A 6368-nucleotide genomic window follows, 5' to 3' on the forward strand; every position below is an offset into this window, starting at 1 on the left:
CTTAGTATTTAAGAGTAAGAGCCAGCGAGTTCACCTAAGCCATTGACATTGACACCATCCCCAATAGCTGCTAGTTTCCAGTCATCATTGTGTCGATACACTTCAGCCAAGACCATCCCAGTCATGCCCAAATACTCCTTACCGGAGAGGTTATATCGAGCCAGTTCTTTATTATTAGCTGCATTCACCAGGCGCACAAAAGCATTTTCAATTTGACTAAAGTCCTGCTTACGGGCAATGCAATCGTAAATATTGACTACGAAGACTAACTTAACAATCTGGGCAGGTATGCGCGGCAAATCAACTATAATCACTTCATCATCGCCATCACCTGCACCAGTTAAATTGTCCCCTGTGTGAGTTATGGCTCCAGACAAATGCTGAAGATTTCCGAAGTAGATAATATTCTCTTTAGCTGTTAACTTGCCATTTGCATCCAGACAGATTAGAGATGCATCTAGGTCATAGTTTTGACCACCGCCACCAAAATTACTAAAAAATCCACCGCCTGAGCGTTTAGCGACATCCCAGCCCAGTCCACACATCATTTTGCTTAGACCAGGTGCTTCCTTAGAAAGTGAAATCCGTTGTCCTTTCTGTAAACTAATTGCCATACTCAATCTCCTAGCTAAAACGGTCTAATAAAGCTTTTAATCCACCTTGATAGCCTGAACCAACAGCATTTAAACGCCACTCTCCGTCTTTACGATAGAGTTCAGCCATAATTAATGCAGTTTCGATTGAGTAATCCTCCACTAAGTCATACCGGACTACTTCTTGATTGCTCTGAGCATTAACGACGCGCACAAAAGCATTTTGAACTTGACCAAAATTTTGCTTCCGTTCTGCGGCTTCATGAATAGTTACAGTAATAAAAATTTGATGAACATCAGCAGGAACCTTTTGCAGATTAATCTTGATGACTTCATCATCACCATCGCCTACGCCTGTCAGATTATCTCCCGTGTGTTGAACTGACTTATTTGGATCTGGGCTGACAAGATTGTTATAGAAAATGAAATGGTTATCTGAAATTAGTTTTTCGTTAATCCCCACCATGAAAACTGATGCATCTAAGTCAAAGGCGGAACCAGTGTCCATTACTTTGACATCCCATCCAAGACCAATAAATACCTCAGTTAGTCCTGGTGCAACTTTGTCGAGTGATACACGTTGTCCTTTTGTAAGTGTAACTGCCATGATTTGGTAGACTCCTTAAATTTTTTACTAGTATCAGTTATGTCTCTGCAATAAATAATTGCCTATTTGTAGCGTTCGAGAAGTGCTTGTAAGCCGCCTTGATAACCCGAACCTACAGCGTTAAGACACCATTCACTTCAATCATTATGCGTGTTTTTTTTTACAAGATGCCTTAAGGAAAACACTTAAATTATATTTTTTTGAATTGAGTTTTTTAAGTGTTACTACTGGGACTTAAACATGTTTGAGGGATAAACAAGCCTCAAACTCATGCAGGGTAAGGGAAATACACCAAATACTCAAAAATAACTTAAACCCAGATATATCAATACACTAAGCAAAACAATGTCAAAGTCTTTCTGTATATAGATTTGAGGCTTGGAAAGACTATATTAGTTATTAAATAGCTTTTTTATCTCAATACGCGCTATAGGTGTAGGTTGGGTTGAGGAACGAAACCCAACCTACGATTCTGGTTTCGGACTCCCCAATAATCGGGCGTATTGCACAACTGAAAACTGCTATAATTCCGCAGCTAACACCCTACCTTGAACTGATTCAAATTCATCTTCTAGTAAATATAACTTGGCTTCATCATAGTTATTAGTAGAAAATACAACTTTATAACCCTGTGCCGGATCATAAATATGACAGTTTTCTTCACTATCACAGAGCAATAAAAGAACATATGGAGGGGAATGACTTGGATCTATCCATACTTCCGTAAATTCCCAGTTATTCTTCATTGGATCTTGCGGCGGAATGACGCGGTATTCGTCGTCTGCATTAGACATATTCAAACAAAAAAACGGTAGAGCAATTAATACTCTACCGTTTTCTAATTTTTTATTTGAGACTCAAATCCCAAACCCTAAATCTTACTCAACACCTTGGGGTAACAATTCCCGACGCTGTTGAGAACTAACTTGGACAATGCCATTTTCATCCACATCAACAAGGGCTGTATCGCCATCTTTGATACGACCAGACAGAATTTCTTCTGCTAGGCTATCTTCTAACAGGCGCATAATTGCCCGACGTAATGGCCTTGCGCCGTAGCTGGGACTGTAACCTTCTTGGATCAATCGATCCTTGAAGCGGTCTGTGACTTCTAAGGTGATACCCTTTTCCGTCAGACGACCAAATACTTCCTTGAGCATAATTTCGGCGATTTGGGTCACTTCCGGCTTGTTCAACTGACGGAAGACGATAATTTCATCGAGTCGGTTGAGGAACTCTGGACGGAAGTACTGTTTGAGTTCTTCGTTCACCAAAGAGCGAATCCGGTTGTAAGTTGACTCGCTGGCATCTTCGGAGAATTCAAAGCCGATACCGCTACCGCCTTTTTCAATTACCTTAGAACCAATATTGGAAGTTAAAATCAGCAAGGTGTTTTTGAAGTCTACCGTGCGACCTTTGGCATCAGTTAACCGACCGTCTTCCAAAATTTGCAGCAGCATGTTGAAGACATCGGGGTGGGCTTTTTCGATTTCGTCGAACAACACCACGGTGTAAGGACGCCGCCGCACGGCTTCGGTCAACTGACCACCTTCGTTATAGCCAACATAACCTGGAGGGGAACCAATCAGCTTGCTGACGGTGTGACGCTCCATGTATTCGGACATATCTAAGCGGATCATCGCTTCTTCGGAACCGAAGAAGTAAGCAGCTAAGGACTTCGCCAACTCGGTTTTACCTACACCAGTAGGCCCAGAGAAGACAAAGCTAGCTATGGGTCGGTTGGGATTTTTCAAACCAACACGAGCGCGACGAATTGCCCGTGAAACTGCTTTCACAGCTTCATCTTGACCAATTAAACGCTGGTGCAAGGTATCTTCCATGTGCAGCAGCTTTTCAGATTCAGATTCGGTGAGTTTGTTCACCGGTACTCCAGTCCAGGAAGCGACAATGTGGGCAATGTCTTCTTCTGTAACTACAGGTTCTTCACCTTCTGTACCTGTTGCATTGGTCTTGCTTTGAGCGATCGCCCGGATTTCGGCTTTGATTTCCATTTCGCGATCGCGCAATTCCCCAGCTTTGTCAAAGTCTTGGGAGCGCACCGCGTCATCTTTTTCTTTCAATATCTGACGCAGTTCTTTGTCTAACTCCTTGGCTGCGGGTGGCAGTTGGGAGTTAATCAAGCGCACTCTAGAACCAGCTTCATCAACTAAATCGATGGCTTTATCTGGGAGGTAGCGATCGCTAATATAACGGTCTGATAACTTCGCCGCCGCCACTAATGCTTCGTCGGAGATTTTCAGCTTATGGTGTTGCTCGTAGCGTTCGCGCAGACCATATAAAATTTCAATTGTTTCATCAACTGTAGGTTCGCCAACCATCACTGGCTGGAAACGCCGCTCTAGTGCTGCATCTCGCTCGATGTGCTTCCGGTATTCATCCAAGGTGGTAGCGCCGATGCACTGCAACTCACCTCTGGCCAAAGCTGGCTTGAGGATATTAGCTGCGTCTATAGCACCTTCTGCTGCACCTGCACCAATTAAGGTGTGTACCTCATCAATCACGAGAATGACATTACCCGCAGAGCGGATTTCATCCATGATTTTTTTCAAACGTTCTTCAAATTCACCCCGGTATTTGGTTCCTGCTACGAGCAAACCAATATCCAGTGTAACGACGCGTTTATCTTCGAGGATGTCAGGGATATCTTTAGTGGCAATGCGTGAAGCTAAACCTTCAGCAATCGCAGTTTTACCAACCCCTGGTTCCCCAATCAGCACTGGGTTATTTTTGGTTCGGCGACCCAAAATCTGAATTACTCGCTCAATTTCCTTGGCGCGTCCCACCACCGGATCGAGCTTATTGTCCATCGCCATTTGGGTCAGGTTTGAACCAAATTCATCCAGAGTTGGGGTTTTTGTGCGCCCGGATGAACCGCCTGGTGAAACTTCGGCCGTTTCGCCCAACATGCGGATGACTTGGGTTCTTACCTTAGATAGATCCACACCGAGGTTTTCTAGCACCCTGGCTGCGACGCCTTCCCCTTCGCGGATTAGGCCCAACAGCAGATGCTCGGTGCCAATGTAGTTATGCCCCAGTTGGCGTGCTTCTTCCAAGGAGAGTTCTAAAACTCGCTTTGCCCGTGGGGTAAACGGAATTTCCACGGCAACAAAGCCCGATCCCCGTCCGATAATTTTTTCAACTTCAATTCGGGCATCTTTGAGATTGACACCCATTGATTTCAGCACCTTGGCAGCCACACCAGTGCCTTCGCCAATCAGACCCAAGAGGATCTGCTCGGTTCCGACAAAGTTGTGACCTAAACGGCGGGCCTCTTCTTGGGCCAGCATGATTACCTTAATGGCTTTTTCTGTGAAGCGCTCAAACATGGCTTTATCCCATCATCTGCGGTCGTGCCGGTATGCTGATTTTAGCACAGGCAAAGCTTTTGGATGCCTGTATAACAGATTATAGACATCTTGAAGCTATGACTTTAGTTGATGGGCTAATTGTTAACTATTAACTACTTTTATGTTGCTAGTGTACTGAGGAGCTTTAGTTCACCAGCGTTTTTGGGATTTATTACAAATAGCTGACTGCTTATATTCAGAATTTACTTACTTAATCCCAAACACCTACATATACCATATAAATTTTTAAATATCAAGCAAAAAAAACATTATATATACTTTTGTTATATTATTTTATTTTTATATAAAATATTTAAATAAAAATAACCCCAGCAAAGTTGCTCTTTTTTGCTGAAGCCGATCGCAAGCCCGATCGTAGCCTGCTGCGATGCCTACGGCAGGCTGCGAAAATGCAGTTAGAGCAAGGGTTTAAGGTCAAGAGCATTAAAATCTCCAATTTAGTAGCTTGGAATTAGATGGGGGTGTTAACGAAGTAGATGCACCAGAAAGCGCCGGCGGCAAGCGAGTCCGCGTACCCCTGTGGGGAAGCAAGCTACGCGCAGCGTCTCGTAGAGAGCGTCTTGATTCTGACTCCTGAATTCTTCTTCAATAATCCCCAACTACTTAAAAATCAAGTGCCAAGAGGATTTGTCTAGGCGATCGCTGACAATGGAATACCACTGGTCTAAAATTGCTTTAAATTTGGAGTGTTGTAAATCTGGGAGCCAGAGAATTAGTGCGTCCTCATCGTTATCTTGGTAGTAACGCCGCCGCAGTCCGGCTGTTTTGAAGCCGAATTTTTGATATAAAGATATAGCCCCCAAGTTTGAAGCTCGCACTTCGAGGGTAGCTCGCTCCATTTTGCGATCGCAAGCTGTCTTGATAAGTGAATATAATAGAGCCTGTCCTAAGCCTTGACGGTGATATTCGGGATGAACCGCCAAAATTGTAATGTGGGCTTCGTCTAAAATTGACCAAAAGCAACCCATTCCTAGCAAACTTATGCTATTGGACGGGGAAAATAAACCGAGTAAATCGCTGTTGGGACTATCCAATTCTCGTTTGTAGCCCTCCAGAGTCCAAAGTCCGCCAAAACAGGCTCGATCTAGTTCCAGAATTGCACTGAGATTATCTGTTGTCAGTAATTTAATTTCTAAGTCTGATGAGATCACATTTATTGAATAAGATTACAAACCCTTTGTAAACTGGGAATCGGGAGACGAACTCAAAGCCCGTAATTTGAACAAGGACAACTTTTATATTTATGGTATCGACTCACCCCACTGGGGTTCAACATTCTGGAAGTCAATATTTACCTCAAAGGCGCGATATAAACGCGAATCCCTCACCTAATCAGGAACTTTTACCCTTAACTGCTAGAGTTCATAATCATGACTCCCTAGAAATTGGTGGATGTGATGTCACAACCCTAGTAGAGCAGTTTGGCTCACCTTTATATATTTTAGATGAAGAAACCTTGCGTTTAGCTTGTCAGCAATACCGAGATGCTTTCAAGCAGTACTACAAGGGCGAATCTCAAGTATTGTACGCCTCAAAAGCTTGGAATTGTTTAGCCGTTTGTGCGATCGCTGCGTCTGAAGGATTAGGAATCGATGTAGTTTCTGGGGGCGAACTTTACACCGCCCTACAAGCGGGTGTTAGTCCCAATAAAATCTATCTCCACGGCAATAATAAATCTCGTGAAGAACTAATCTTAGCGATCGAGTCTGGTGTCACCATTGTGGCGGATAACTGGTATGAGTTGCGTACCCTTGTGGAAATAGCAGGGGAGCAGGGGAG

General features: G+C 43.7%; 7 protein-coding genes. 2 read left to right on the forward strand and 5 right to left on the reverse strand.

The genetic code is table 11. The features are described from left to right. Window positions 1–8: 8 nt before the first annotated feature. From CDG79_RS18680 to CDG79_RS18695, 4 genes are all read right to left on the reverse strand, one after another. Window positions 9–614, reverse strand: a complete 606-nt coding sequence (locus tag CDG79_RS18680; protein ID WP_094343464.1) for a TerD family protein — start codon at window positions 612–614, stop codon at window positions 9–11. Window positions 615–624: 10 nt separating this feature from the next. Beyond that, window positions 625–1200, reverse strand: coding sequence for a TerD family protein (locus tag CDG79_RS18685; protein WP_094343465.1), 576 nt, complete (start codon window positions 1198–1200; stop codon window positions 625–627). A gap of 521 nt (window positions 1201–1721) precedes the next feature. Next, complete coding sequence (locus CDG79_RS18690) at window positions 1722–1994, reverse strand: hypothetical protein (RefSeq protein ID WP_317616592.1); 273 nt, start codon at window positions 1992–1994, stop codon at window positions 1722–1724. An 84-nt stretch (window positions 1995–2078) separates the two neighbouring features. Then, entirely contained in the window at window positions 2079–4547 is a 2469-nt protein-coding gene (locus tag CDG79_RS18695) for an ATP-dependent Clp protease ATP-binding subunit (RefSeq protein ID WP_094343466.1), read from the reverse strand. Window positions 4548–5034: 487 nt separating this feature from the next. On the opposite strand from CDG79_RS18695, the gene CDG79_RS44875 reads away from it, so the two are divergent. Next, complete coding sequence (locus CDG79_RS44875; RefSeq protein ID WP_262985810.1) at window positions 5035–5166, forward strand: hypothetical protein; 132 nt, start codon at window positions 5035–5037, stop codon at window positions 5164–5166. A gap of 22 nt (window positions 5167–5188) precedes the next feature. Here the strand turns inward: CDG79_RS44875 and rimI are convergent, their stop codons facing one another. Then, window positions 5189–5740, reverse strand: coding sequence for a ribosomal protein S18-alanine N-acetyltransferase (gene rimI / locus CDG79_RS18700; protein WP_094327350.1), 552 nt, complete (start codon window positions 5738–5740; stop codon window positions 5189–5191). 92 nt (window positions 5741–5832) lie between these two features. Here rimI and CDG79_RS18705 point away from each other — a divergent pair. Then, on the forward strand, window positions 5833–6368 hold a 536-nt coding region (locus CDG79_RS18705; RefSeq protein WP_442946223.1), incomplete at its 3' end, for a diaminopimelate decarboxylase family protein.

Origin of the sequence: Nostoc sp. 'Peltigera membranacea cyanobiont' 232 (assembly GCF_002245985.1) — a bacterium.
In the GTDB taxonomy this organism is placed as follows: domain Bacteria; phylum Cyanobacteriota; class Cyanobacteriia; order Cyanobacteriales; family Nostocaceae; genus Nostoc.

Coding starts and splice junctions, on each gene's coding strand:
- CDG79_RS18680 (WP_094343464.1), bottom strand. CDS start 614: ATGGCAATTAGTTTACAGAAAGGACAACGGATTTCACTTTCTAAGGAA.
- CDG79_RS18685 (WP_094343465.1), bottom strand. CDS start 1,200: ATGGCAGTTACACTTACAAAAGGACAACGTGTATCACTCGACAAAGTT.
- CDG79_RS18690 (WP_317616592.1), bottom strand. CDS start 1,994: ATGTCTAATGCAGACGACGAATACCGCGTCATTCCGCCGCAAGATCCA.
- CDG79_RS18695 (WP_094343466.1), bottom strand. CDS start 4,547: ATGTTTGAGCGCTTCACAGAAAAAGCCATTAAGGTAATCATGCTGGCC.